At 64.9% G+C, this 25,044-nt stretch carries 26 protein-coding genes; 17 read left to right on the top strand and 9 right to left on the bottom strand.

Features of this window, described 5'->3' with window-relative positions; genetic code table 11:
• Nucleotides 1–98: 98 nt before the first annotated feature.
• The 4 genes from pruA to B4394_RS02200 are packed head-to-tail and all read left to right on the top strand — an operon-like array spanning nt 99 to nt 4,694.
• Complete coding sequence (gene pruA, locus B4394_RS02215) at nt 99–1,766, top strand: L-glutamate gamma-semialdehyde dehydrogenase (protein WP_078309662.1); 1,668 nt, start codon at nt 99–101, stop codon at nt 1,764–1,766.
• Entirely contained in the window at nt 1,759–2,724 is a 966-nt protein-coding gene (locus B4394_RS02210; protein WP_078314229.1) for a proline dehydrogenase family protein, read from the top strand. Before pruA ends, B4394_RS02210 begins: the two co-directional genes overlap by 8 nt.
• A gap of 15 nt (nt 2,725–2,739) precedes the next feature.
• Entirely contained in the window at nt 2,740–4,131 is a 1,392-nt protein-coding gene (locus B4394_RS02205; protein WP_078313988.1) for an acyl-CoA synthetase, read from the top strand.
• Complete coding sequence (locus B4394_RS02200; RefSeq protein ID WP_078313987.1) at nt 4,128–4,694, top strand: DinB family protein; 567 nt, start codon at nt 4,128–4,130, stop codon at nt 4,692–4,694. Before B4394_RS02205 ends, B4394_RS02200 begins: the two co-directional genes overlap by 4 nt.
• Here B4394_RS02200 and dapD read toward each other — a convergent pair.
• Complete coding sequence (gene dapD / locus B4394_RS02195; RefSeq protein WP_078309656.1) at nt 4,691–5,638, bottom strand: 2,3,4,5-tetrahydropyridine-2,6-dicarboxylate N-succinyltransferase; 948 nt, start codon at nt 5,636–5,638, stop codon at nt 4,691–4,693. The two genes, B4394_RS02200 and dapD, sit on opposite strands and share 4 nt — an antisense overlap.
• Nucleotides 5,639–5,661: 23 nt before the next feature.
• Between dapD and dapE the strand changes: the two genes are divergently transcribed.
• Entirely contained in the window at nt 5,662–6,738 is a 1,077-nt protein-coding gene (gene dapE, locus B4394_RS02190) for a succinyl-diaminopimelate desuccinylase (protein ID WP_078309654.1), read from the top strand.
• Here dapE and B4394_RS02185 read toward each other — a convergent pair.
• Entirely contained in the window at nt 6,728–7,468 is a 741-nt protein-coding gene (locus tag B4394_RS02185; protein ID WP_078309652.1) for an AraC family transcriptional regulator, read from the bottom strand. The genes dapE and B4394_RS02185 overlap by 11 nt on opposite strands.
• A 104-nt stretch (nt 7,469–7,572) precedes the next feature.
• Between B4394_RS02185 and B4394_RS02180 the strand changes: the two genes are divergently transcribed.
• The 6 genes from B4394_RS02180 to B4394_RS02155 all read left to right on the top strand — a co-directional run bounded on the left by B4394_RS02180 (nt 7,573) and on the right by B4394_RS02155 (nt 13,934).
• Entirely contained in the window at nt 7,573–8,520 is a 948-nt protein-coding gene (locus B4394_RS02180) for a TIGR03564 family F420-dependent LLM class oxidoreductase (RefSeq protein WP_078313986.1), read from the top strand.
• Nucleotides 8,521–8,547: 27 nt separating this feature from the next.
• On the top strand, nt 8,548–9,300 hold the full coding sequence (locus tag B4394_RS02175) for an LOG family protein (RefSeq protein WP_078309648.1): 753 nt from the start codon (nt 8,548–8,550) through the stop codon (nt 9,298–9,300).
• The gene (gene log, locus B4394_RS02170; protein WP_078309646.1) at nt 9,297–9,839 is read left to right on the top strand and encodes a cytokinin riboside 5'-monophosphate phosphoribohydrolase; all 543 of its coding nucleotides are present in this window, start codon (nt 9,297–9,299) and stop codon (nt 9,837–9,839) included. Before B4394_RS02175 ends, log begins: the two co-directional genes overlap by 4 nt.
• A gap of 70 nt (nt 9,840–9,909) precedes the next feature.
• The gene (fadD6, locus tag B4394_RS02165) at nt 9,910–11,712 is read left to right on the top strand and encodes a long-chain-acyl-CoA synthetase FadD6 (RefSeq protein WP_078313985.1); all 1,803 of its coding nucleotides are present in this window, start codon (nt 9,910–9,912) and stop codon (nt 11,710–11,712) included.
• Between the two features lie 76 nt (nt 11,713–11,788).
• Nucleotides 11,789–13,579 (top strand): long-chain-acyl-CoA synthetase FadD6, encoded by a 1,791-nt coding sequence (gene fadD6 / locus B4394_RS02160; RefSeq protein WP_078309642.1) that lies wholly within the window; start codon nt 11,789–11,791, stop codon nt 13,577–13,579.
• A gap of 25 nt (nt 13,580–13,604) precedes the next feature.
• A complete protein-coding gene (locus tag B4394_RS02155; RefSeq protein ID WP_139359864.1) occupies nt 13,605–13,934 on the top strand; it encodes an HNH endonuclease in 330 nt (109 codons plus the stop codon).
• On the opposite strand, the gene B4394_RS02150 is transcribed toward B4394_RS02155, so the two are convergent.
• A complete protein-coding gene (locus B4394_RS02150; RefSeq protein WP_078313983.1) occupies nt 13,931–14,911 on the bottom strand; it encodes an NAD-dependent epimerase/dehydratase family protein in 981 nt (326 codons plus the stop codon). The genes B4394_RS02155 and B4394_RS02150 overlap by 4 nt on opposite strands.
• Before the next feature lie 183 nt (nt 14,912–15,094).
• On the opposite strand from B4394_RS02150, the gene folP reads away from it, so the two are divergent.
• Nucleotides 15,095–15,919, top strand: coding sequence for a dihydropteroate synthase (gene folP / locus B4394_RS02145; RefSeq protein WP_286141891.1), 825 nt, complete (start codon nt 15,095–15,097; stop codon nt 15,917–15,919).
• Nucleotides 15,916–16,851: a glucosyl-3-phosphoglycerate synthase gene (locus B4394_RS02140; protein WP_078309630.1), complete on the top strand. Its 936-nt coding sequence runs from the start codon at nt 15,916–15,918 to the stop codon at nt 16,849–16,851. Before folP ends, B4394_RS02140 begins: the two co-directional genes overlap by 4 nt.
• A 3-nt stretch (nt 16,852–16,854) precedes the next feature.
• Here the strand turns inward: B4394_RS02140 and B4394_RS02135 are convergent, their stop codons facing one another.
• Entirely contained in the window at nt 16,855–17,346 is a 492-nt protein-coding gene (locus B4394_RS02135; protein WP_078309629.1) for a pyridoxamine 5'-phosphate oxidase family protein, read from the bottom strand.
• 49 nt (nt 17,347–17,395) lie between these two features.
• Between B4394_RS02135 and B4394_RS02130 the strand changes: the two genes are divergently transcribed.
• The 3 genes from B4394_RS02130 to B4394_RS02120 all read left to right on the top strand — a co-directional run bounded on the left by B4394_RS02130 (nt 17,396) and on the right by B4394_RS02120 (nt 18,579).
• The gene (locus tag B4394_RS02130) at nt 17,396–17,710 is read left to right on the top strand and encodes a DivIVA domain-containing protein (protein WP_139359916.1); all 315 of its coding nucleotides are present in this window, start codon (nt 17,396–17,398) and stop codon (nt 17,708–17,710) included.
• Complete coding sequence (locus B4394_RS02125) at nt 17,700–18,290, top strand: DNA-3-methyladenine glycosylase I (protein ID WP_078309625.1); 591 nt, start codon at nt 17,700–17,702, stop codon at nt 18,288–18,290. Before B4394_RS02130 ends, B4394_RS02125 begins: the two co-directional genes overlap by 11 nt.
• Nucleotides 18,291–18,411: 121 nt before the next feature.
• Nucleotides 18,412–18,579 carry a DUF3117 domain-containing protein gene (locus B4394_RS02120; RefSeq protein ID WP_005059648.1) on the top strand — a complete coding sequence of 56 codons (168 nt, stop codon included), beginning with the start codon at nt 18,412–18,414 and terminating at the stop codon, nt 18,577–18,579.
• A 16-nt stretch (nt 18,580–18,595) separates the two neighbouring features.
• Here the strand turns inward: B4394_RS02120 and glgA are convergent, their stop codons facing one another.
• Nucleotides 18,596–19,807, bottom strand: a complete 1,212-nt coding sequence (glgA, locus tag B4394_RS02115; RefSeq protein WP_139359863.1) for a glycogen synthase — start codon at nt 19,805–19,807, stop codon at nt 18,596–18,598.
• Nucleotides 19,808–19,898: 91 nt separating this feature from the next.
• On the opposite strand from glgA, the gene glgC reads away from it, so the two are divergent.
• Nucleotides 19,899–21,113, top strand: a complete 1,215-nt coding sequence (gene glgC, locus B4394_RS02110) for a glucose-1-phosphate adenylyltransferase (protein ID WP_078313981.1) — start codon at nt 19,899–19,901, stop codon at nt 21,111–21,113.
• A 28-nt stretch (nt 21,114–21,141) separates the two neighbouring features.
• On the opposite strand, the gene B4394_RS02105 is transcribed toward glgC, so the two are convergent.
• Genes B4394_RS02105 through B4394_RS02090 form a run of 4 tightly spaced genes read right to left on the bottom strand, consistent with a single transcriptional unit; the run spans nt 21,142 to nt 24,994 of the window.
• Nucleotides 21,142–21,816, bottom strand: coding sequence for a methyltransferase family protein (locus tag B4394_RS02105; RefSeq protein WP_078313980.1), 675 nt, complete (start codon nt 21,814–21,816; stop codon nt 21,142–21,144).
• Nucleotides 21,817–21,828: 12 nt separating this feature from the next.
• Nucleotides 21,829–23,451 carry an ABC transporter permease gene (locus B4394_RS02100; RefSeq protein WP_078313979.1) on the bottom strand — a complete coding sequence of 541 codons (1,623 nt, stop codon included), beginning with the start codon at nt 23,449–23,451 and terminating at the stop codon, nt 21,829–21,831.
• A complete protein-coding gene (locus tag B4394_RS02095; protein ID WP_078309617.1) occupies nt 23,448–24,353 on the bottom strand; it encodes an ABC transporter ATP-binding protein in 906 nt (301 codons plus the stop codon). Before B4394_RS02095 ends, B4394_RS02100 begins: the two co-directional genes overlap by 4 nt.
• The gene (locus B4394_RS02090) at nt 24,350–24,994 is read right to left on the bottom strand and encodes a TetR/AcrR family transcriptional regulator (RefSeq protein WP_078313978.1); all 645 of its coding nucleotides are present in this window, start codon (nt 24,992–24,994) and stop codon (nt 24,350–24,352) included. The genes B4394_RS02095 and B4394_RS02090 overlap by 4 nt, the downstream gene beginning before the upstream one ends.
• Between the last annotated feature and the right edge of the window lie 50 nt (nt 24,995–25,044).

The following is a 25,044-nucleotide window of genomic DNA, read 5'->3' as shown; positions in this document are numbered from 1 at the left end:
CACGTAACGTCCCGCCGGATTTCGGCATTACCTGAGGTTTCGTTGCGCAATCTCCAGATTCCTCGACAGCTGCGGGGAATCAGGGCGATGCTGGATACATGGACGCCATCACCAACGTGCCGGCTCCCATCAACGAGCCGGTGCTCACGTACGCTCCGAACACCCCCGAACGCGACCGGTTGACCACGGCACTGTCTGACCTCGCCGCGACGCCCATCGACCTGCCGCATGTTATCGGTGGCGCTCGCCGGATGAGTGACGGTGAACGCATCGATGTGGTGCAGCCACACAACCACCGCGCCGTGCTGGGGACAGTCACCAACGCGGGTCATGCCGAGGCCAGTGACGCGGTTGAGGCTGCTCTTGCCGCTAAAAATGATTGGGCAGCACTGTCTTTCGATGACAGGTCGGCTGTCTTCTTGCGTGCTGCCGATCTGTTGTCGGGGTCGTGGCGGCCCACCCTCAACGCCGCGACCATGCTCGGACAGTCGAAGACTGCCTACCAGGCCGAGATCGATTCGGCCTGCGAGCTGGCCGACTTCTGGCGGTTCAACGTGCAGTTCGCGCGGCACATCCTGGCCGAGCAGCCCAGTAGTGGCGGTGGCGCGTGGAATCGGATGGAGTACCGCCCGCTGGAGGGCTTCGTCTACGCCATCACGCCGTTCAACTTCACCGCGATTGCGGGAAACCTTCCCACGGCCCCAGCGCTTTTGGGAAACACTGTGGTGTGGAAGCCGTCCATCACCCAGGCCTTTGCCGCGCATTTCACCATGGAGCTGCTGGAGGCCGCCGGATTACCGCCCGGGGTCATCAACCTGCTCAACGGAGACGGGATCGCGGTATCGGATGTGGCGCTCGCCGATCCGCGCTTGGCGGGTATCCATTTCACCGGCTCCACCCGGACGTTTCAGCATCTATGGCGCGAAGTCGGCACCAACATCGACAGGTACAACACCTACCCTCGGCTTGTCGGCGAGACCGGAGGCAAGGACTTCGTCGTCGCGCACACCTCCGCGCGGCCGGATGTGTTGCGTACGGCGCTTATTCGTGGCGCCTTCGACTACCAGGGGCAGAAGTGTTCCGCGGCCTCTCGCGCCTTTGTGGCCCGGTCGGTGTGGGATCAGATGGGCGATGAGTTCCTTGATGCGGCATCCGGGCTGACGTACGGGGACGTCACAGACCTCTCGAACTTCGGTGGTGCCGTCATTGACGAGGAGTCGTTCAAGCGCAACGCGGCCGCGATCGATCGTGCCAAGAGCGCCGGGGTGACGATCGCGGCGGGAGGCGAATACGACGATAGCGAAGGATATTTCGTCCGCCCCACCGTGCTGCTCTCGGACGACCCGACCGACGAGGCGTTCTCCACCGAGTACTTCGGGCCAATCCTGGCGGTACACGTCTATCCCGACGACGACTATGAGCGCATCCTCGACGTCGTTGACACCGGCTCCCGCTACGCGCTGACCGGTGCCGTGATCGCCGATGACCGGCAGGCCGTTCAGGCGGCCAGTGACCGGCTTCGATTCGCGGCCGGAAACTTCTACATCAACGACAAGCCCACTGGTGCCGTCGTCGGTCAACAGCCCTTCGGTGGTGGCCGGGCGTCGGGCACCAACGACAAGGCTGGATCGCCGCTCAATCTGCAGCGCTGGCTGCTGCCGCGATCCATCAAGGAAACATTCGACGCTCCAACGGATTATCAATACCCGCATATGGATGAGCCGCTTGCGGGAAGACCAGCAGCCGGGGAGCGTGCGGATGGCTGAGTGGTTCGGCAAAACGGCCAGGCCTGCCATCTTGGCGGCCAGTAGATCGGCGCGGCTGCGACACGCCGCCGAACGGATGCCATTGACGCGGCAGGTGGTGCGTCGTTTCGTGCCCGGTGAATCTCAGGACGATGTACTCGCCGCCAGCACCGCGCTGCTCGATTCCGGGCGGTTCATCTCGATTGACTACCTCGGTGAGGACACCACCGATATCGGGCAGGCCACGAGTACCGTGTCGGCCTATCTGTCCCTGCTGGACGCACTGGCGCGGCGCAGCGACACCGTGCACACCGGCGTGCGCCCGCTGGAAATCTCGCTGAAACTCTCCGCGTTGGGTCAGGCGCTGCCGCGCGATGGGGAACAGATAGCCCTGGAGAACGCACAGCTGTTGTGTGCCAAGGCCGATCAGGCCGGGGTGTGGGTTACCGTCGATGCCGAGGACCACACCACTACGGATTCCACCCTGAGCATCGTGAGCGAGTTGCGTGCCGATTTTCCGTGGCTGGGCACCGTGCTGCAGGCCTACCTGAAGCGCACGTACGCCGACTGTGCAGACCTGTCCGGCAAAGGCTCGCGCATTCGATTGTGCAAGGGGGCCTACCACGAGCCAGAGTCCGTCGCGCACCGAGATCCCGAGGACGTCGATGTCGCCTACTTACGCTGTCTGCGCGTCTTGATGGAGGGCGACGGGTACCCCATGGTGGCCTCACACGATCCCGCCATCGTCGATGCCGCGAGTCTGATGGCGCGCGAGACGGGCAGGGGTCCGGGCGATTACGAGTACCAGATGCTCTACGGGATTCGTGACGCCGAACAGCGCCGTCTTGCCGGCGAGGGACACCATGTGCGCGTGTACGTGCCCTTCGGCGAGGAGTGGTACGGGTACTTTGTGCGGCGCATTGCCGAGCGGCCCGCCAACATGACCTTTTTCCTGCGCGCGCTGGTCTCCGGAGGCTAGCTTTAGGCTGGCGTCATGCTGCTGACGTCCCTTCACCCCACGTCGCCCGACCTCGCGGACGCGGTTCGCATCGGCGAGGACAGCTGGGGCCGCGGCGACCTGGTGGGTGCTGCGACGGCAGCAGCCGAACGCATTGGCGGCGCTTCGGGTCCCATCGCGGTGCTCGCTCGCCCGAGCATAGATACAGTCCTGGCGGTGCTTGCCGGGCTCATCGCAGGGGTCCCGATAGTGCCGGTACCGGCAGATGTCGGGGAGGCGGAACGGCGCCACATCCTCACCGACAGCCGGGCGATCGCGTGGCTGGGTGAATCTCCGGACGAGTCGGATGGATTACCGCATGTGCCGGTGCGGCGGCACGCACGGTCGTGGCATCAGTACTCCGAACCGCGACCGGAGTCGACGGCATTCATCGTGTACACCTCGGGGACAACCGGTGCGCCCAAGGGCGTGCAGCTGAGCCGGCGCGCAGTGGCGGCCAGCCTCGACGGTCTGGCGGATGCGTGGGCGTGGACGCCCGATGATGTTCTGGTGCATGGACTTCCCTTGTTTCACGTACACGGGCTGGTGCTCGGCCTGGTCGGGTCACTGCGGGTGGGAAATCGGTTCGTGCATACCGTCAAACCGACACCCGAGACCTACGCCGCCACACCAGGCACGATGTACTTCGGTGTGCCGACGGTGTGGTCACGGGTGGTGGCCGACGAATGCTGTGCGCGTGCACTGTCTTCGGCGCGGCTACTGGTGTCGGGGAGCGCGCCGCTGCCGGTGCCGGTTTTCGACGGGCTGCGCCGGCTTACCGGCCATGCCCCCATCGAACGCTACGGCGCCACCGAAACCGTCATCACGCTGTCCACGCGTGCCGATGGAGAGCGCCGCGCAGGGTGGGTCGGTCACCCGTTGACCGGTGTGCGAACTCGGCTGCTGAACGAGGACGGCACCGCAACCCCACACGACGGGGGAACCGTCGGCCAGCTGCAGGTTGCAGGACCGACATTGTTCAGTGGATACCTGAATCTGCCGGAGAAGACGGCAGAGGTGCTCACCGAGGACGGCTGGTACCGCACCGGTGATGTCGCCGTCGTCGACGGCGACGGAATGCACCGCATCGTCGGACGCGAATCGGTCGACCTGATCAAATCGGGTGGCTACCGCGTAGGCGCCGGTGAAATCGAAACCGTGCTGCTGGGTCACCCCGGGGTCGTGGAAGTCGCGGTGGTGGGCGTTCCCGACGAGGACCTGGGGCAACGCATCGTCGCCTACGTTGTCGGTGATGTGGTGGAGAGTGACGTCATCGCGTACGTGGCGCAACAGCTGTCCGTTCACAAACGCCCGCGTGAAGTGCGGCTCGTGGACGGGCTGCCCCGCAATGCGATGGGCAAGGTCCTCAAGAGGGAGCTGATCTTATGAACTGGACCGAGGAGCTCGTAGACCAGATCGAATTGCACTGGACAACCCAGCTGCGCCCACGGCTGGACGGCCTGAACGACGACGAGTATTTCTGGGAGCCGGTGCGCGACTGCTGGAGCCTGCGTCCCCGCAGCACCTCGAAGGCGCCTCTGCTAGGAGGTTCCGGCGATCTTGTCATCGAATTCGCCGCCCCACCACCAAATCCAGCGCCGGTGACCACTATCGCCTGGCGGCTCGGCCACATCCTCGTGGGCGTGCTGGGCGCACGCATCGCCAGCCATTTCCCAGAGAATTGGGCAGGCCCGCTCATCGACTACATGACCTACGACTACCCGGTCACCGCTGCTGATGCCCTGAAGCGACTCGACGGTTTTTACGCGGCGTGGCGCGAGGGCATCATGAGCAAGGACGAGGCCGGACTCCTGGCCCCCTGCGGCCCGGCCGAGGGGCCATGGGGCCACCGGTCCTTCGCGACGCTCGTCCTGCACATCAATCGCGAGCTGATCCACCACGGAGCCGAGATCGCGCTACTGCGCGATCTGTACGCCTGGCGCCAGAACTAGTTGGCGTGCAGGGCGGCGTTGAGCTCGAACGCGCCACCGTCGCGCGACACCACCTCGACCGCACCGGTCTGCGAATTGCGCCGGAACAGCAGATTGTTGGCACCCGATAGCTCCAGCGCCTTGATGGTCTTGCCATCGGGCGTGGCGACCTTGGTGCCCGCCGTGACATACAGCCCGGCCTCGACGATGCAGTCATCGCCCAGGCTGATGCCCACACCGGAGTTGGCGCCCAGCAGCGAGCGCTGGCCTACGGAGATCACCTGGCTGCCGCCACCGGACAGGGTGCCCATGATCGACGCGCCGCCACCGATGTCGGAGCCGTCGCCCACGACGACACCGGCCGAGATGCGGCCCTCGACCATCGAGGCGCCCAGGGTGCCGGCGTTGAAGTTCACAAAGCCCTCGTGCATGACAGTCGTACCGGGGGCCAGATGCGCACCCAGACGCACCCGGTCGGCGTCGGCGATACGCACGCCGGTGGGCACCACGTAGTCGACCATGCGGGGGAACTTGTCGATGCCGAACACCGTCACCACTCCGCGTGCGCGCAGCCTGGCGCGCACCGTCTCGAATCCTTCGACGGCGCACGGGCCGTAGTTTGTCCACACCACATTGGTGAGCACGCCGAACAGTCCATCGGTGCTGGCTCCGTGTGGCTGGACCAGCCGGTGCGACAACAGGTGCAGCCGCAGGTAGGCGTCATAGGCGTCGGCGGGCTTGTCCGCGAGCGAGCCAATGGTGGTGCGCACCAACACCTTCTCCACGCCACGTTCTGGGTCCGACCCGGCCAGTGCCGATAGCTCGGCAGGTGCGTCTGCCGCAGAGATCCGCTCGGTGCCCGGGGTGCCGGGTGCGTCGGTCAACTCGGGCGCCGGGAACCAGGTATCCAGTACCGATCCGTCCGCCGCGATGGTCGCCAGGCCAAGTGCTACTGCTCCGCTCACGCCCTACACGCTAGCCTGAGTCGATGGCGCTTGAACTCGCTGGTGACCCGGTGGCCCTGACTGCTGCCCTGGTGGACATACCCAGCGAGTCCCGGCACGAGGCGATTATCGCGGACGCGGTCGAGGTTGCCCTGCGGGAACAGGCCAGGGGATTCGAGGTCATCCGCAACGGCAACGCGGTGCTGGCCCGCACTCATTACGGCCACAAGACCCGGGTGATGCTGGCCGGACATTTGGACACGGTGCCCGCCGCCGACAACGTGCCCAGCCATTGGGAGCGGGGAGAGGACGGCGACATTCTGTTTGGCTGCGGCACCGTGGATATGAAGTCCGGGGATGCGGTCTTCCTGCACCTGGCCGCCACCGTGATACCTCGCGTCGACCTGACACTGGTGTTTTACGACTGCGAGGAGATCGAGTCCTCAGCCAATGGGCTGGGCCGCATCGAGCGTGAACTGCCCGAATGGCTCGACGCCGATCTTGCCATCCTTGGTGAGCCCACTGCCGGTCTCATCGAGGCGGGCTGTCAGGGTACCTTGCGTGTCGTGATCCGCGCCGACGGCACCCGCGCGCATTCTGCGCGATCCTGGCTGGGGGACAACGCTATTCACAAGCTCGGTGCTGTCCTGGACAGGCTCGCGGCCTACCGCGCACGCATCGTCGACATCGACGGGTGCGAATACCGGGAAGGGCTGTCCGCTGTGCGGATCGACGGGGGTGTCGCCGGGAACGTCATCCCCGACGCCGCAGCGGTCACCGTCAACTTCCGGTTCGCCCCCGACCGCAGCCCCGAGCAGGCGCTCGCGCATGTGCGCGAGGTGTTCGACGGGCTCGAGGTCGAGATCGAACTCACCGACTCCGCCGCTGGGGCACTGCCGGGTCTTGACCGCCCCGCCGCCGCCGAATTGGTCGGCGCGGCAGGGGGAGTGGTACGTGCCAAGTACGGATGGACCGATGTCTCCCGGTTCGCGGCGCGCGGGATCGCCGCGGTCAATTACGGGCCGGGTGACCCAAACCTCGCGCACACCCGCGGCGAACACGTTCCGGTACAGCAGATCACCGATGTCACCGAGGTGCTCCGGCGCTACCTCAGCGCGTGACGGGTGCCGCGTAGGTCCCCGGCGTCTGACCGAGGGTGCGCCGGTACACGTCGATGAAGGCGCTCGGTGTGGCCCAACCACATTGATGAGCCACGTAGGTGACGGGCCGATCCTCCGCGAGCATCCGCAACGCGTGATGAAGCCGGATCTGGGTGCGCCACTGCGGATACGTCATACCCATGTCGGTGCGGAACAACCTGGTCAGGGTGCGCTCGCTGGCACCCACACGCCGGCCCAGCTCGGTCACCGTCCATACCTGCGTCAGGTCGTCCTCCACCAGTGCACACGCCTCGGCCAGACGTTGATCGCGCGGTGTGGGCAGCTTCAGTGCTTGCTCCGGGCTGCGCCGCAGTTGGTCGACGAGAACGACATTCAACCGCGTGACTTCATCGTCGGGTAGGTCGCCGGGAACTGAGCAGGTCATGATCAGCTCACGCAGCAGCGGGGATACCGCGATCACGGTCGGGGTTGTCAGTTCCACCACGTACTTCTCGGGGTCGAAGGCCACGGAATGAAACTCGGTGGGGCCGTAGAAGCGATGCTCGTGACCGGCGCCTGCCGGTATCCACAGTGCGCGGTTCGGGGGTGCGATCCAGGTGCCGTCGTCCGTCGTCACGGCGATAACGCCAGAGGCGGGATACACAATCTGATGCACTTCGTGCCAGTGGCGGTTGATGCGTTGCCCGCCGCTCACCGACATCACTCCGGTGAGGTGGCTGCTAATCAACATAAGATGGCATTTTATCGAAAAGCTCGCACTCTAGAGACCCTGACCTTCGTGCTATCGCGACCTGAGCGGGAATAGCCGCCTGACCGCGCGGGGTTGGCCAAGAGGTGAAACTCGGAGTGGCGATCGGTCGACCTCTCAGTGTGCAGAGCGATACCAACCTGGTCGACGCCTTCATCGCGCACGGGCGCCGGGTCACCGACGCCGGTGTTGGCACGTTGTGGCTCGGGCAGATGTATCACTACGACGCGATCACCATGGCCGCGGTGGTGGGGCAAGCGATATCCCCGGAAAAACTCCGCACCGTGGGGGTATCGGTCATCCCGATCAATCCGCGCCATCCCATCGAGGTATCGGCGGCGGCGCAGACCGCGCAGGCCGCAACCCACGGGAGATTCCAGCTGGGGCTGGGGCTGGGTGCGCCGGTGATCGAGGGTCCGAGCTACGGCCTGCAGGTGGCCAAACCGATACGCCGTCTGCGCGAGTACCTCACCACGCTCCGGCAACTGCTGGACAGCGGCACCGCGGAGTTTCATGGTGAGACCCTCACGGTCGCACCGAAATTCACGACCTCGCAGCCCGGCGGCGAAAATATCCCCCTCTTGGTGGCGGCCATGGCGCCGCAGGCCCTGCGTGCCACCGGCGAGCTCGCCGACGGCACGATTCCGCTGCACGCGGGACCACGGGCGCTCGGTGAGGAGATCGTGCCCGTCATCGACGGGGCCGCCGAACGGGCCGGGCGTCCGCGTCCGCGCGTTATCGCGGGCGTCGCCGTTGTCGTCACCTCCGATGTGGAACGGGTCCGCGCGCTCGCGATCGAAGACATGGCGTTCTACGAGAGCATCCCGTCGTATCGGAAAGTGCTTGACGCCGAGGGGGTTCAGCACACGGGGGAACTGGCGATCATCGGCGACGAGCAGCATGTGGCCAAGGAGCTGCAGCGATACTTCGATGCGGGAGCCACCGAGGTGTTCGCGAGTCACACCGAATTGGGCGGAACGGAGGACGAGGCTCGCACGCTGGTGCTCCTGGGGGAACTGTCCCGCGGGAATTGAGTTGCCGGCGGCCCCTAGGCTGACAGCGTGCCAGAAAGTACCGAACCCCAACTGCACGGACCGGTGCAGTTGCGCCGTGACCGCTGCGAGAACATCACCGCCGACCAACGTTTGTTGGACACCCGGGACACCACCACCTGGACGCACACCGACCCGTGGCGCGTGTTGCGCATCCAGGGTGAGTTTGTGGAGGGATTCGACGCGCTGGCGGAAACACCCAAAGCAGTAACAGTTTTCGGCTCCGCCAGGACGAAGCAGGATTCACCCGAATATCGGCTTGGGCGTGAGCTGGGCGTTGCCCTGGTGAAGGCGGGATACGCCGTCATCACCGGGGGCGGACCGGGCGCCATGGAGGCCGCCAACCGCGGCGCCAGTGAATCGGGTGGCTACTCGGTAGGCCTGGGTATCGAGCTGCCTTTCGAACAGGGCCTCAACGAATGGGTGGACCTGGGCATCAACTTCCGGTACTTCTTCGTCCGCAAGACCATGTTCGTCAAGTATGCCCAGGCCTTCGTCTGTCTGCCCGGTGGATTCGGCACCCTCGATGAACTCTTCGAGGCGCTCACCCTGGTGCAGACCCGCAAGGTCACGCGGTTCCCGATCATCCTGCTGGGCACCGAGTATTGGTCGGGGCTGATCGACTGGATCCGCGGAACGCTGCTGCCCGCCGGAAAGGTGGGTGAGCAGGACATCGCGCTGCTCTCGGTGACCGATAGCGTCGAAGAGGCCGTGGAGATCATTCTCAAGTCGGCGGCGAACGGGAACGGGGCACGATCATGAGTTGGTCGGTCTGCGTGTACTGCGCTTCCGGGCCGCGGCACCCCGAACTACTGGATCTGGCCTCTCGTCTGGGCACCGCCATCGCCGAACGCGGATGGACCTTGGTGTCCGGGGGAGGCAACGTCTCGGCCATGGGCGCGATAGCTCAGGCTGCGCGGGCCGCCGGTGGACGCACCATCGGCGTCATTCCCAAGACGTTGGTGCACCGCGAGGTCGCCGATACCGACGCCGATGAACTCATCGTCACCACCACCATGCGCGAACGCAAACAGATCATGGAGGACCGGTCCGACGCCTTCATCACCCTGCCCGGCGGGATCGGCACTCTCGAGGAGGTTTTTGAGACGTGGACCGCTGGCTACCTGGGACTACACCAGAAGCCGGTGGTACTGCTGGACCCCGATGGGCACTACACCGGGCTGCTGCGCTGGCTCGACGAAGTGCAGGACAAGGGTTACGTGGCAGCGCCTGCCCGGGACCGGCTCTTGGTGCACACCGATATCGCCGCGGCCCTCGACGCATGTCAACCGACGGATTGACGGGACCTGACCGTTCGTCAACAATGCGGTGAGCCATTGCCTACTGGGCGGTAAGAACAGGGAGAACCAGATGTCCGCAAGCAGCACCATTCCGTCCACCGCCCGTAACCGGGTGCGGCTGACCGAGGTGCTCGCACAGCTTCCCTCGCTGGCGCTCGACCTGCCGATCATGGCGGGTGGAGTTCTCGGCGGTATCAAGGCCAACCCCAACGGGCGCCTTTCGATCGGCGCCGTGTTCGCCGACCGTGCCGCCAAGTACGCCGACAAGGTGTTCCTGCGCTTCGAGGGCAACGACATCACCTACGCGCAGGCCAACGCCACTGCCAACCGGTATGCGGCGACCCTGGCCTCGCACGGTGTCGGCCGCGGCGACGTCGTCGGCATCATGCTGCGCAACTCGCCGCAGACCGTGCTACTCATGTTGGCCACGGTGAAGCTGGGCGCCATCGCGGGCATGCTCAACTACAACCAGCGCGGCCATGTCCTGGCGCACAGCATCGGCCTGCTTGATTCCAAGATGCTTGTCACCGACGCGGAATTCGTGGACGCCATCGGCGAATCGGGCGTCAACGTGGTCTCGCAGTTGACCGCCGACGAGCTCGACCGGATGTCGGTATTGGCACCCACCACCAACCCCAGTGCCACCGAAGCGGTGCTGGCCAAGGACCGGGCGTTCTACATCTTTACCTCGGGAACCACCGGGCTGCCGAAGGCCAGCGTGATGACCCATTACCGGTGGCTGCGCGGTATGTACGGCATTGGGAGCCTGGCCTTGCGGCTCCGGTCCAGTGACGTGCTGTACAGCTGCCTTCCGCTCTACCACAACAACGCGCTGACCCTCGCGGTGTCGACGACCATCAACGCCGGAGCCACCCTGGCCATTGGCCGCTCATTCTCGGTATCCCGGTTCTGGGATGAGGTCATTGCCAGCCGCGCAACAGCTTTCATCTACATCGGCGAACTGTGCCGGTACCTGCTCAACCAGCCGCCCAAGCCCACCGATCGCCAGCACAAGGTGCGCGTCATCATCGGCAACGGGCTGCGGCCCGAGCTGTGGGGCGAGTTCACCCGGCGATTCGGCATCAAGCGGGTGTGCGAGTTCTATTCGGCCAGCGAGTCGAACACCGCATTCGTCAACGCGCTCAACATCGATCGCACCGTGGGCATCTGCCCGTACCCGCTGGCATACGTCAAGTACGACATCGAGACGGGCGAACCACTGCGCAACGACAAGGGGTACCTGACCAAGGTCGGTGCCGGCGAGGCGGGCCTGCTGCTGAGCAAGGTCACCAGCATGTCGCCCTTCGACGGGTACACCGACCCGACCGCTTCGGAGAAGAAGCTGGTGCACGATGCCTTCAAGAAGGGCGATACCTGGTTCAACACCGGCGATTTGATGCGCAACCTCGGTTGGGGTCATGCCGCGTTCGGGGACCGGCTCGGCGATACCTTCCGCTGGAAGGGTGAGAACGTCGCCACCACTGAGGTGGAGGCCGCGATCGATCACAACAACGCGGTCGAGGAGTCGACGGTATTCGGCGTGGAGGTGCCGGGGACTGACGGGCGTGCCGGAATGGCCGCCATCAAACTGCATGACGGTGTGGAACTCGATCCAAAGGCGCTGAGCGACACCGTGTATCAGAGTCTTCCTGCCTATGCACTGCCGCTGTTCATTCGGATCGTGGACACGCTGGAGCACACCACCACCTTCAAGAGCCGCAAGGTGGAACTGCGTGAACAGGCCTATGGCGACACCGTGACCGATCCGCTGTATGTGCTGGCCGGTCGTGAGGAGGGATACGTCCCGTTTTATCCCGAGTATCCGTCGGAGTTGGCCGGCGGTCAGCGCCCCAAGGGGAGCGCGAGTATCTGAGCGCTTGACGTATTCGCATCACTCGTCAACGATTCGTTAGGCCCGGACACGGTGGTCCGGCGAACTCGGAGGACACATGGTGGTGCGCGAAGACATTCCTGCTGCAGCCCGCGAACGAGTGGAACTGGCCGATGTGCTGGTCAGATTGCCTGCGCTGCTACCGGATCTGCCGATCATCGTGCGGGGGCTGCTCAGTGCCGCCAGGGCGACGCCGGGCGCTCGCACCTCCATTGGCAGCGTCTTCGCCGAGAGCGCCGCCAAACATGCCAACCGGGTATTCCTGCGGTTCGAGGGCAAGGACATCACCTACCGGGAAGCCAACCAGATAGCCAACCGGTATGCGCACACCCTGGCCGCCCAGGGTGTGCGTCGCGGTGACGTTGTCGGCATCATGCTGCGCAACTCGCCGGAGGTTGTTCTGCTGATGTTGGCGACCGTGAAGCTGGGTGCGGTGGCCGGCATGCTCAATTTCAACCAGCGCGATAACGTGCTGGCTCACAGCATCGGCTTGCTCGATGCCAAGGTTCTGCTCGCTGATTCCGAATTCGTTCCGGCGGTGCGGGACTGCGGCGTGCAGGTCGCCGCGCTGTTCACGGTCGACGAGTTCGGCGCGTTGGCGCAGGGTGCCTCGGCGGCGAATCCGCCGGCCACTGCCGAGGTGCGGGCGAGCGACAAGGCCCTGTACATCTGTACCTCTGGGACCACCGGGCTGCCCAAGGCGAGTGTGATGACGCACTACCGATACCTGCGTGCCGCCGCCGGATTCGGCAGTGTGACACTGCGATTGCGCCCCTCTGAGGTCTTCTTCAGCTGTCTGCCGCTCTATCACAACAGCGCGCTCACGGTGGCCGTCGGCTCCACGCTGACCACCGGCGCGACCTTGGCCATCGGCCGGTCGTTCTCGGCCTCACGTTTCTGGGATGAGCTCATCGCCAGCCGCGCGACAGGTTTCATCTACATCGGGGAGCTCTGCCGCTACCTGCTCAACCAGGCCCCCAAACCCGTTGATCGTCAGCACAAGGTTCGCGTGATGGTGGGCAACGGTCTGCGGGCGGAGCTGTGGGGTGAGTTCAGCCGACGGTTCGGGGTCCGGCAGATCAGCGAATTGTATTCGGCCAGTGAGGCCAACACCGGATTCATCAACGTGCTCAACATCGATCGCACGGTGGGCATCTGCCCCTCGCCGATCGCCTTCGTCAAGTACGACGTGGAAACCGGCGAACCCGCCCGCAACGCGAAAGGCTTCCTGACCAAGGTCGGTACCGGCGAGCAGGGTCTGTTGTTGAGCAAGGTGACGTCGCTGGCACCCTTCGATGGCTACACCGATGCGAAGGCAACCGAAAAGAAGTTGGTGCGCAACGCCTTCAAGAAGGGTGATGTCTGGTTCAACACCGGCGATCTGCTGCGGGACCTGGGATGGCGTCATGCCGCATTCGGTGATCGGCTGGGTGACACCTTCCGGTGGAAGAGTGAAAATGTCGCCACCACCGAAGTCGAGGCGGCGCTGGACCAGGATGATGCGATCGAGGAGTCGACGGTTTTCGGTGTCGAGGTACCGGGATGCGACGGCCGTGCCGGGATGGCCGCCGTCAAGCTCCACGGTGAGGCGGCGTTCGATCCGGAAAGGTTGGGCCAGTTGGCTTTCAAGAGCCTGCCGGGTTATGCGCTGCCGCTGTTCGTCAGGATCGTGGACAGCCTTGAGCACACCGTGACCTTCAAAAGTCGCAAGGTGGAGCTGCGCAACGAAGCATACGGCGACGCCGTGACCGATCCGCTGTATGTGTTGGCCGGTCGCAGCGAGGGTTACGTGCCGTTCTATCCGGAGTACACCGCCGAGCTCGCCTCCGGGCAACGTCCCAGGGGATAGGTGCTCGAGGAGTTACTGTTTCACGGTGGGAGTCAGTCGTCGGGTGCGCGCGTCGCGGCGCCGTCAACGTCGGGTGAAGCTTGCCGACAACGACCTCACCGAAGAGCAGTGGTCGACTCTGGTGGAGGCGTGGGGTGGTTGCGCCTACTGCGGCGCAACCGGAACCGCGCTGCAGCGCGACTGCGTGCAAGCGATCTCGCGCGGAGGCCGCTATACCCGCTCCAACGTCGTGCCTGCCTGTGCGTCCTGCAACGCGAGTAAATGCAATGCGGAAGTGACCAGCTGGATGCGGCGCAAGCGGCTTGACGAGAAGGCCTTTCTGGCCAGGTACGTGGAGATCTCGGCCGCCGGCTAGCTCGTGGTGTAGACGCCGGTCGGCTCGTCGTGGTAACCCTTCGAACCGATCTCGCGCGCCAACGGACTGCGAAAATCAGCTTCGGCGGCAAGGCAATTGAGTACGTGCCGGTAGTCGTATCGTGGGCGCCAGCCGAGTTCGTCGCGTGCCCTGGTGTTGACGTAGACGCGATCGATCGCCGGGAACATGGACCAGCCCCGCGCCGCGTACAGGTCGGGCTGCTCGGGGAAGTGCCGAGCCACCACGCCGGGAGCGTCGGTGCGCAACTGCGCGGCATCGGCGGGGCAGAACGGCGTCGTCGCCGAAACGACGTACGTGGCCCAGCCGATAGCGGGTGCGCGATCGGCCGCCAGCAGGTGTGCCTCGACAACGTCGGCCAGATCCACCCGCCGATAGAGGTATTCGTTGACCTTCGCATTCGCGTGCGGGTAACGCGCCCGCACCGCGTCGCTGTCGTCTTGTTCGGGAAAGAAGCGTGAGGTGCGCAGCACGATGACCGGCAGGCCGCTCTCCTGATGCACCACATGCGCGATGTCTTCCGCGGCCGTTTTGGTGGCGCCGTAGATGTTCTTGGGTACCGGTGTCACGTCCTCGGTGATCCAGGCAGCCTCACCTGCGCCGACCAGGGCATGCCCGAATGCGCTGGTGGTGCTGGTGTAGACAAAGCTGCTCACGCCCGTGGCGACGGACTCTTCCAGGAGCGCGAGCGTGCCCTCGATGTTGGTCGCGATGAAGTCGGCCCGGGTATGCGATCCCACATGCGGTTTGTGCAGGGTCGCGGTATGCAGCACCGATGTCACCCCCGCCATTGCCTCGCTGACGACCGCGCGGTCGGCGATCGACCCGACGATGTCCGTGGCAGACCCGGGCGCGATGTCCAGGCCGACGACGTCGGCGCCGCATCTACTCAGCGTGCGGACCAGCGCCTCCCCGAGATGGCCCGAGGACCCGGTGACCAGGAATCGATGCTCGCCCATACGCCCATACTGCTCAGGCCCGCAAGTCATTTCGTTTGCCGAGTGTGAAACGTAGGCGGGAAATAGCAGGAAATCTCGCCTAGGTTTCACACTCGGCGCAGCCGCAGGGGCCTTGGCCTGCACAATGAGGGCGTGCGCGAGACGTTTTGTGGACGAGAGGTCCGCACCGATCGTGCCCTCATCATGGCGATCGTCAACCGCACTCCGGACTCCTTCTACGACCGCGGCGCCACCTTCACTGACGAGGCCGCCCAGTCTGCCGTGCACAAAGCGGTAGACGACGGCGCGGATGTCGTCGATATCGGTGGCGTCAAGGCGGGCCCGGGCGAGACCGTCGACGCCGAGGCGGAGATCGCGCGCGTGGTGCCCTTCATCGATTGGGTGCGCGGTGCCCACCCCGACCTGCTGATCAGCGTTGACACCTGGCGTGCCGAGGTCGCGGAAAAGGCCTGTGCGGCGGGCGCGGACTTGATCAACGACACCTGGGCGGGAGTCGACTCCGAGCTACCCGCGGTGGCCGCGGCCCACGGCGCCGGACTGGTGTGCTCGCATACCGGTGGTGCGGTGCCGCGCACCCGGCCGTTCCGGGTGAACTACGGGGCTGAAGTGGACGGTGTGGTCCAGGCGGTCATCGCCGAAGTGACCGCGTCTGCCGAGCGTGCGGTGGCTCTGGGGGTATCGAAGGACTCGATACTGATCGATCCCACGCATGACTTCGGCAAAAACACCTTCCACGGGCTCACTTTGTTGCGCCACGTAAACGATCTCGTTAATACCGGGTGGCCCGTGTTGATGGCGTTGAGCAACAAGGATTTCATCGGGGAGACTCTTGGTGTGGGACTGACGGAACGACTCGAGGGCACTCTCGCCGCTACCGCGCTGGCGGCGGCGGCCGGTGCCCGCATGTTCCGGGTGCATGAAGTCGGCCCCACACGCCGCACGCTGGAAATGGTGGGCTCCATCGTCGGGACCCGCCCTCCGGCGCGAACAGTGAGGGGGTTGGCATGACCCATCAACTTGACGGAGTGGTTGGTATCGACCCGAGCTGGCTGGACACCCACAGCTGGAACCGGCCCGATTGGACCGTCGAGCAGCTCATCGCTGCGAAGAAGGGCCGCACCGTGTCGGTGGTGTTGCCCGCGCTCAACGAGCAGGAGACGGTCGCTGCGGTTGTCGACACCATCAGCCCGCTGCTGGGTGGTCTGGTGGACGAGCTGATAGTCCTCGACTCAGGCTCCACCGATGACACCGCGATCCGGGCGGTGGCCGCGGGTGCGCGCGTCGTCAGCCGTGAGCAAGCGCTGCCCGAGGTGCCGCCCAATCCGGGCAAGGGCGAGGTGCTGTGGCGATCGGTGGCCGCAACGACGGGCGACGTGATCGCGTTCGTCGACTCGGACCTCATCGACCCCGACCCGATGTTCGTGCCGCATCTGCTCGGCCCTCTCTTGCTGGGGCAGGGTGTGCACCTTGTGAAGGGCTTCTATCGGCGTCCGCTGAAGGTGAGCGGGTCCGAGGACGCCAACGGTGGCGGCCGGGTGACCGAGCTGGTGGCCCGACCCATGCTCGCCGCACTGCGGCCCGAGCTGAGTTGTGTGGTGCAGCCACTGGGCGGCGAATACGCGGGCACGCGTGAACTGCTGTCCTCGGTGCCCTTCGCACCCGGATACGGGGTCGAGATCGGGCTGCTCATCGACACCTACGACCGTCTCGGGCTCAACGCCATCGCTCAGGTCAATCTGGGTGTGCGCAGCCACCGCAATCGGCCGCTGGTCGAACTCGGAGTGATGAGCCGGCAGGTGATGGCGAGCATGCTTTCGCGCTGCGGAATTCCGGACTCCGGGGTGGGCATCACCCAGTTCTTCGCCGATGGTGACGGGTTCACCCCGCGCAGCTCCACGGTGTCGCTGGAGGACCGCCCGCCGATGAACACCCTGCGCTGACCCTCAGCTCTTCTGGATCTCGCGCTCACCGTCGGTGGGTGACCACACGGTGATGATCATGTGGCCGTCGTCGACCCGGACCGCGGAAGCGCCCTGGATGTCGGCGACGTAGAACGGCGCGAACCGTCTTCCGCGCAGATCGAATCCGATGGTGGCATAGAGATGCTCGGCGAACGCGGCGTGCAGGGCGAGATCCTGCTCATCGTGCACCGTGCCCCAGACCTTGGCATCGCCCTCGCTGACGTGCGTGTCGGTGGTGGCCGTGTGCAGCTCGAAACGGGGGTCACGGGCAAGGTCGGCGAGCTTGGCGGTACCGGGCATGCCGCCGACGATCAGCCTGCCCTCGAAGATGCGAGGTTCCATCGGGCTGATCCGCGGGGCACCGCTGCGCCGCAGCGTCGAGAGGAAGCACAGATTGCGCGTCGCGTCGTGGCGGCGGGTGAACACGCCGGCGATCCTCGGAGCCTGCCGCGTGAACCCTTGCCAGGAGGTCATGGCCCCACGCTAGGCCCGGATGTCGGACCTCGCTGGCAAGATCGGTGTCGTGACGTTCGCACTGACGTATCTGCTGGTTCTCATCGCGGTTGCCGCCGTGCTTTTTGTGCTGGGCGCGACGCTGTTCGGTCGCGGCGAGGAGTTGCCGCCGCTGCCCACGGGCACCACCGCCACCGTCCTGCCCGCCGAAACGGTGACGGGTGCCGATGTGGACGCCGTCAAGTTCTCGCTGGTGTTTCGCGGCTACAAGGCCAGCGAGGTCGATTGGGTGCTGGACCGGCTCGCCCGCCAGATCGACGAACTGCGCGCCGAGCTCGACGAGGTGCAGGGCACCCGAGTGACCATCGAAGCAAATGCCGAGTAAGGAACCTGCACGCTGTTCCTGGGCCGTGGATCCGGCCGGGTCCACGTTGTACACCGACTACCACGACAACGAGTGGGGACGCCCGCTGCACGGGCGTGACGCGCTGTTCGAGCGGCTGTGCTTGGAGGCCTTCCAGAGCGGGCTGGCGTGGATCACCATCCTGCGCAAACGCGAGGGCTTCCGGCGCGCGTTCGACGGCTTCATACCCGAGCAAATCGCCCGCTACGGCGACAAGGACGTGGCGCGGCTGATGGCCGATGCCGAGATCGTGCGTAACCGCGCCAAGATCGAGTCGGCGATATCCAATGCGCGCGCTGTCCTCGATCTGGACACCGATCTTTCGGATCTGCTGTGGTCGTTTGCGCCGAAACGCCGCGCCCGGCCGCAGCGTCTTTCCGACGTGCCGGCAGTCACCGACGAGAGCACGGCGATGGCCAAAGAACTCAAACGCCGGGGATTTCGTTTTGTGGGCCCTACCACGGCATATGCCCTGATGCAGGCCACCGGGATGGTGGACGATCACGTGCGTTCTTGCTGGGTTCCGCGAGCCGATACTGCCCCCTCCGGAAGGCCCAGTTGAGGGTCTGCTGTCCCCAGATGTCCGCGATAGGGAAGAATGGTCCAGTGAAACGGCAGCTCAGATAGGGAACAATGGTCGGAGATGCCGAACACCCTTGGCTGGAATTTGGAGGGAGCACACGATGGCGGCCATGAAGCCCCGAACAGGCGACGGTCCTCTCGAGGCTACGAAAGAGGGGCGCGGGATTGTCATGCGCGTGCCACTGGAAGGTGGCGGTCGCCTGGTGGTCGAGCTGACCCCCGATGAGGCCGCCGCACTCGGCGACGAACTCAAGAACGTCACCAGCTAGCCCCAGCCTTTGGGCGCTAGCTGCAGACTTTTTGATAGATCTGCAGCGTCATCTCCGCGATGTGCGCCCACGAGAACTCTTCGATACACCGCGCTCTGCCCGCGTTACCGAACTTGGTGGCGCGGGTGGGGTCTGCGACTAATGCGTTGACCGCGTCGGCGAGGCCTGCCTCGAACGCCGCGGCTTCGCTGCTCTCGTATGCCACCAATGTTCCGGTGACGCCGTCGGCAACCACCTCGGGTATCCCGCCGACGCGCGACGCCACGACCGCCGTACCGCACGCCATGGCCTCAAGGTTGACGATGCCCAACGGTTCGTAGATCGATGGGCACACAAAAACCGTTGCCGCGGAAAGCACTTCCCGCAGTTTGGGTGCTGGCAGGAACTCGCGTATCCAGTGCACTCCGGGCCGCACCGCCGCCAGCTCGGTGACGGCACCGGTGACCTGCTCGGCGATCTCGGCGGTGTCCGGCTCGCCCGCGCACAAGATCAGCTGCACCTCGGGGGAGGACCGGTGTGCGGCCGCCACCAAGTGCGCGAGTCCCTTCTGCCGCGTGATCCGCCCGACGAACACGACAATCGGGCGCCCCAGATCCACACCGAGTTCGGCCAGCACCGATCCCGGTTGCGTGATCGCCTCGGCCGGATCAACCGGGTACCAGGTTGTGGTGTCGATTCCGTTGCGCACCACGTGGATCCGGCTGGGATCCAGATCGGGATAGGTCGCGATGATGTCCTCGCGCATGCCGCTGCTGACGGCGATGACGGCGTCAGCAGCGTGTATCGCGGTGTGTTCCACCCACGACGACACGCGGTATCCGCCGCCGAGTTGTTCAGCCTTCCACGGACGGCGGGGTTCCAGGGAATGCGCGGTCAGCACGTGCGGAATGCCGTACAGCAGCTTGGCCAGATGTCCTGCCATGCCCGTGTACCAGGTATGCGAATGCACCACGGTTGAGCCGGTAGCCGCGGCAGCCATCACCAGATCAGCCGACAGGGTCGTCAGGGCGGGGTTGGCGCCGTCCAATGCGGGGTCGGGCCGATGCACGAAGGCGCCGTCGCGCGGTGCGCCCATACAGTGCACGTCGACATCGCACAGTGTGCGCAGCTGAGCCACCAACTCAGTGACGTGGACCCCGGCCCCGCCGTACACCTCAGGTGGGTACTCGCGCGTCATCATTGCCACCCGCGTCCGAGATGAGCCGCGTGCGAGAAGACGGTCGGTCATGCCACGACCGTAGTAGGTGGCCCCGACGACCGCAGGCCCGCCGGGGGTGTACCGCTGGCCGCTTCTGCCGAGTGCCGATAGGTTGATTGCTATGAGGGCATCGCCACACGTTCTGGGGATCGTGCTTGCCGGCGGTGAAGGCAAGCGGCTTTACCCGCTGACCGCCGATCGTGCGAAACCGGCGGTGCCCTTCGGCGGTGCCTATCGGCTCATCGATTTTGTGCTGAGCAACCTGGTCAACGCGCGATTCTTGCGTATTTGCGTTCTGACCCAATACAAGTCGCACTCGCTGGATCGGCACATCTCGCAGAACTGGCGGCTGTCGGGTCTGGCGGGGGAGTACATCACGCCTGTTCCTGCCCAGCAGCGGCTCGGCCCGCGCTGGTACACCGGCAGTGCCGATGCCATCCACCAGTCGCTCAACCTGATCTTCGACGAGGACCCCGAGTACATCGTGGTGTTCGGTGCGGACCACGTGTACCGGATGGATCCCGAGCAGATGCTCGACTTCCACATCGACAGCGGTGCGGCGGTGACGGTGGCGGGAATCCGGGTGCCGCGCACGGAGGCAAGCGCCTTCGGTTGCATCGATGCCGACGACACCGGCCGGATTCGGGAGTTCATTGAAAAACCGGCGGATCCTCCGGGCACGCCGGACGATCCGGACGCGGCGTTCGTGTCGATGGGCAACTACATTTTCACCACCAAGGAACTCGTCGACGTCATTCGTGTCGACGCCGAGGACGATCATTCCGATCACGATATGGGCGGCGACATCATTCCCCGGCTGGTGGCCGAGGGGCGGGCCGCGGTGTACGACTTCAATACCAACCTGGTGCCCGGTGCCACCGAGCGGGACCACGCGTACTGGCGCGATGTCGGGACCCTCGACGCGTTCTATGACGCGCACATGGACCTGGTATCGGTGCATCCGGTGTTCAACCTGTACAACCGGCGCTGGCCCATCCGCGGCGAGTCGGAGAACCTGGCGCCCGCCAAGTTCGTCAACGGCGGTTCCGCGCAGGAGTCGGTGGTGGGTGCCGGGAGCATCATCTCGGCGGGCTCGGTGCGCAACTCGGTGCTGTCCTCGAATGTCGTCGTCGACGACGGCGCCGTTGTCGAGGGCAGCGTGCTGATGCCCGGGGTGCGGGTGGGCCGCGGTGCGGTGGTCCGGCACGCGATTCTGGACAAGAACGTGGTTGTCGGTGTCGGAGAACAGGTTGGTGTCGACATCGACCGCGACCGCGAGCGATTCAACGTCAGTGCGGGCGGCGTCGTCGCCGTCGGTAAGGGCGTCTGGATCTAGTGTCCCGGGCGCGAGCCCGGCCGTCCCGTCACCAGACCAGTGGCACCAGACGGCTGCGGACCTTCTCGGTGTATTCGTCGTAGCCCTGAAGGTCGTGGCGCAGCATCTTCTCCTCGTCGAGGATTCGGATGACCAGTGAGGCAGCGGCAGGGATAGCTGCCAGTAGGCCCCAATACGACCCCAGCGCCAACGGCATGCCCACCATCATCACCAGGGAACCTGTGTACATGGGGTGGCGAACCAGCCCGTACAGCCCGGTTGAGGTGACGGTCTGTCCGGACTCGACGGTGATGCTCGCGCCCGCGTAGTTGTTCTGCGCCACCACCAAGGTGGCGGCACCCAATCCGGCGATGACCAACACCTCCCCGACGATGACGAGCCAGGTCGGCACGTGCGACCAACCGAACCGGTAATCGAAGGCGCTCACCACAACCAGAGCCACGAACGAGCTCAGCAGCACAGTGACCGCGACCTTCTGTACCAGGCGAGTCTCTGCGGTGGGGCCACCATGGAGACGACGTTGCAGCACCTCGGGATTGGTTCTGGCCAAGTAGATCGAGGAGACCGTGGAGCTGATGACGAAGATCGCCAAGAAGACCCACGCCTGCCAATAGTTGAATGTTCCCGCGGGCCAAAACAGTGCCGCGGCAAAGACGGCGAGGCCGATGATTCCCGAAAGAAGAGCTTGTACACCAGTTTTCATGATATTCCTTTCTCAGATCGCGTCACGACGGCGGTAAATCTCTCCCGCGGCAGTGGTGAGCCCGACACCAATCACCATGAGGGCGACCATGGTGAGCCACGGATACTCGACGGGTGCGCTGACCCGCATCACCGGGGACAGCTTCACCATCCAGGCCGGGAGCTGCAGTATTCCGGCATAGAGCATGCCCACGGAGATTGCCACCACCAGCCAGCCAATCCAGCTGTGCTGCAACGCAACCGCGATCGCGGCGATGCCGGCGACCACCAGCAGGGCGGGAATCTGTGCCAGCGCGGCAAGGGTGAGGCGCCACACCACCTCCGGATCGTGCAATGTGGAAGCCGCGCCGAGCCCACTGCCCAGACCGGCGATCAGCATGAGAAGCGCACTACCCAGCACCGTCACCGCGACCGCGGATAACAGCCAGTTCCAGCGCGATACCGCGCGCGCCAGCACCGACTCGGCGATACCCGACTGTTCATCCTTGGCGAGTCTGACGATTGCCGAGACCACATACGCGGTGATCGCGATGGCGAGCACCTGGTTAAAGGTGGCGAAGATGCTGTCCAGACCGTGTGCCTGGAATGCGCGGGCAAGTAGCGGGTTGGTATCGATCGAATCCCGCAGGCTCTTGGCCATCGATCCGAATGCCATACCGGCCAAGAAAATTCCGGCAGCCCATCCGGTGAGCAACCCGCGTTGCAACTGCAGATTGAGTCCGAACACGGAGGTGATCTCGGGGGCATTGGCGTTTTCGCCGCGCGAGGGCAGTACTCCTGCGTCGTACTGGCGACGCCCTTCGAGCACGTGGGCGGTGAGCATGAGCGCCAGGGTGGTGCTCACCAGCAAGAGGAAGGGCCACCAGCGCAGGTCGACGAACGGTCGCATCTGCTGTGCCCAGGCCAACGGTGAGAACCAACTCAGTGCGCTGCCCGTGTTGTCGATGATGTCACCGAGGCCACGAACCACAACAGCCGCTGCGAGCGCCGCCATCGCGACGCCGCTGGCTGCGCGGGAGGTCCGCCACAACTGCGAGGTGACCGCCGCGATTCCCGCGAAAACCATGGAGGCTCCGGAGATTCCGAGACTTATTCCGAGAGTGTCGGCGACATCGAATCCCGCGGCGGACAGTGCGACCGTCATGGCCAGGGCCAGGACTGCGTTCATCAGGCCCACCACGATGAGTGCCGCGTAGGTGCGTGCTTGGTGGCCGATCACCGCGGACATCACCAGCTCGGCGCCACCGGATTCCTCTTCGGCGCGGGTGTGCCGGATGACGGTCAAGATGGACATGATGGCGGCGGCGGCGATCATGACGGTCATCAGCTCGTTGGCGACCATGACACCGATATCGGTCTCGTTGACACCAAAATTCGGGCCGCCCATGATGATCCCGGCCGGGGTCTTCATCATCGTGACTCGCGCCATCCGGTCGGCGGATGTCGGATACATCGACGTGAACGCCAGCGGCGTGTAGGTCATCAGCAGGGTCAGCCAGCCAACCCACATGCAGATCCGGAATCGATCGCGACGCAGTGCCAACAAGATCAGGGTGCCGGTTCCGGCCAATGGGTGTCGTGGGCTGCCGTCCGAAATCGGCTGGCGAATGGGGAGGGTCGCGAACTCGGTATTCACCGCGTCACCCCCTGATACTCACGCATGAAGAGTTCTTCGAGCGATGCCGGTGCCACCGTGAGATCGACGATTCCCAGGCTTGCCAGCTGTTCCATAGTGCGGTCCAGGTCGCTGCGATCCACCGTGAAGGAGGCCCGATTGCCACCGATCGTGAGGTCGCGCAACTGTGGAATCGTTTTGAGACCAGAGGGATTCGCCAGTGTGCGTACCGTCACAGACGTTCGCATGACATGGCGTAGCTCGGCCAACGATCCGGACAGGACGGTGCGCCCGGCGCGCACGATGGTCACCCGATGACAGAGCTTCTCCACCTCGGCCAGGATGTGGCTCGAGAGCAGCACAGCGCAGCCTCGCGAGGCCACTTCGGCCACACACTCTTGAAAAACCGTCTCCATGAGGGGATCCAGGCCCGATGTCGGTTCGTCGAGAATGAACAGCTCGGCGTCGGAGCTGAACGCGGCGATGAGCGCCACCTTCTGGCGGTTGCCCTTGGAATAGGTGCGCGCCTTCTTGGTGGGATCGAGTTCGAAGCGCTCGATGAGTTCGTTGCGTCTCGGCAGTGAAATATGTTCGGTGCCGCGCATTCTGGTGAGGAAGTCGATCGCCTGCCCGCCGGTGAGGTTGGGCCACAAGGTGACATCACCGGGTACGTAGGCGATGAGCCGATGGAGATCGACGGCGTTGACCCACGGATTGCCGCCGAGCAGCTGTACCGAGCCGGCGTCCGCACGCAGCAGGCCGAGAAGCACCCGGATGGCGGTGGACTTCCCCGCACCATTGGGCCCGAGGAATCCTGCCACTTCGCCGTGGGCGACCGACAGATCGAGCCCGTCGAGCGCCTTGGTCTTCCCGAAGGACTTCGAGAGGCCGCGAATTTCGACGGCGAGGTTGGGGTACATCACTTCGAATCTCCTCCGTTGCGAGAGTTTTTCTGTTGCGCTGCAAAGGCATCGAGCATGGTGGAATCGGTCATCAGGCCTTCGGTGTAGATCTCGATGGCGGGGAAGATCAGCTCATCGGAGTAGCGGCGCAAGATGGTGCCCAGGTCGTCATCGGGGTACATCTGCACGTAGATCGCCAGCGCGCCCAGGCCGTTCAGGGACACCCACAGCGCCCTGCCCTTGGGATTGCGGCTCGGCTTGATGGTGCCCGCGCGTACCCCGTCGTCCAGGTATGCCTCGGCGTCGTCGATGGAGCGCTGAAGAAATGCACGGCCGGGCTCTCCGCCCGATTGCACACTGAGCAGCAGGTACCTGACCATCGGCGCGAATGTCTCGATCTCGTCGATCGCGTCGAGCCAGACCTGGGGGTCGTTGGAGGTCAGCGTGCGCGATTTCTCCGAGCGGATGTACTCGAGCAGATATTCGTCGACTGCCTGCCGGAGCCCGTCTTTGGATCCGTAGTGATGGATGACCAGTGCGGGGCTCACTCCCGCGGCTTCGGCGATCGCTCGCACGCTGGTGTTCAGCCCCTGCTCGCCCCACAACTTGATGGCGGCGTCCCGGATGCGGGCGGCGGCGGTGAGGTCATCGACTGAACGCATGTTTAGTACACTAAACATGCGTTCAGTCCAGCGTCAAGCACCATCCCTTC

Origin of the sequence: Mycobacterium sp. D16Q16 (genome assembly GCF_002013745.1) — a bacterium.
Taxonomy (GTDB): Bacteria; Actinomycetota; Actinomycetes; order Mycobacteriales; family Mycobacteriaceae; genus Mycobacterium.
Note: the sequence above shows the minus strand (reverse complement) of the source record. Positions and strands in the feature narration are given on the sequence as shown.

Coding starts and splice junctions, on each gene's coding strand:
- pruA (WP_078309662.1), top strand. CDS start 99: ATGGACGCCATCACCAACGTGCCGGCTCCCATCAACGAGCCGGTGCTC.
- B4394_RS02210 (WP_078314229.1), top strand. CDS start 1,759: ATGGCTGAGTGGTTCGGCAAAACGGCCAGGCCTGCCATCTTGGCGGCC.
- B4394_RS02205 (WP_078313988.1), top strand. CDS start 2,740: ATGCTGCTGACGTCCCTTCACCCCACGTCGCCCGACCTCGCGGACGCG.
- B4394_RS02200 (WP_078313987.1), top strand. CDS start 4,128: ATGAACTGGACCGAGGAGCTCGTAGACCAGATCGAATTGCACTGGACA.
- dapE (WP_078309654.1), top strand. CDS start 5,662: ATGGCGCTTGAACTCGCTGGTGACCCGGTGGCCCTGACTGCTGCCCTG.
- B4394_RS02185 (WP_078309652.1), bottom strand. CDS start 7,468: ATGTTGATTAGCAGCCACCTCACCGGAGTGATGTCGGTGAGCGGCGGG.
- log (WP_078309646.1), top strand. CDS start 9,297: ATGAGTTGGTCGGTCTGCGTGTACTGCGCTTCCGGGCCGCGGCACCCC.
- fadD6 (WP_078313985.1), top strand. CDS start 9,910: ATGTCCGCAAGCAGCACCATTCCGTCCACCGCCCGTAACCGGGTGCGG.
- fadD6 (WP_078309642.1), top strand. CDS start 11,789: ATGGTGGTGCGCGAAGACATTCCTGCTGCAGCCCGCGAACGAGTGGAA.
- B4394_RS02150 (WP_078313983.1), bottom strand. CDS start 14,911: ATGGGCGAGCATCGATTCCTGGTCACCGGGTCCTCGGGCCATCTCGGG.
- folP (WP_286141891.1), top strand. CDS start 15,095: ATGGCGATCGTCAACCGCACTCCGGACTCCTTCTACGACCGCGGCGCC.
- B4394_RS02140 (WP_078309630.1), top strand. CDS start 15,916: ATGACCCATCAACTTGACGGAGTGGTTGGTATCGACCCGAGCTGGCTG.
- B4394_RS02135 (WP_078309629.1), bottom strand. CDS start 17,346: ATGACCTCCTGGCAAGGGTTCACGCGGCAGGCTCCGAGGATCGCCGGC.
- B4394_RS02125 (WP_078309625.1), top strand. CDS start 17,700: ATGCCGAGTAAGGAACCTGCACGCTGTTCCTGGGCCGTGGATCCGGCC.
- B4394_RS02120 (WP_005059648.1), top strand. CDS start 18,412: ATGGCGGCCATGAAGCCCCGAACAGGCGACGGTCCTCTCGAGGCTACG.
- glgA (WP_139359863.1), bottom strand. CDS start 19,807: ATGACCGACCGTCTTCTCGCACGCGGCTCATCTCGGACGCGGGTGGCA.
- glgC (WP_078313981.1), top strand. CDS start 19,899: ATGAGGGCATCGCCACACGTTCTGGGGATCGTGCTTGCCGGCGGTGAA.
- B4394_RS02105 (WP_078313980.1), bottom strand. CDS start 21,816: ATGAAAACTGGTGTACAAGCTCTTCTTTCGGGAATCATCGGCCTCGCC.
- B4394_RS02090 (WP_078313978.1), bottom strand. CDS start 24,994: ATGCGTTCAGTCGATGACCTCACCGCCGCCGCCCGCATCCGGGACGCC.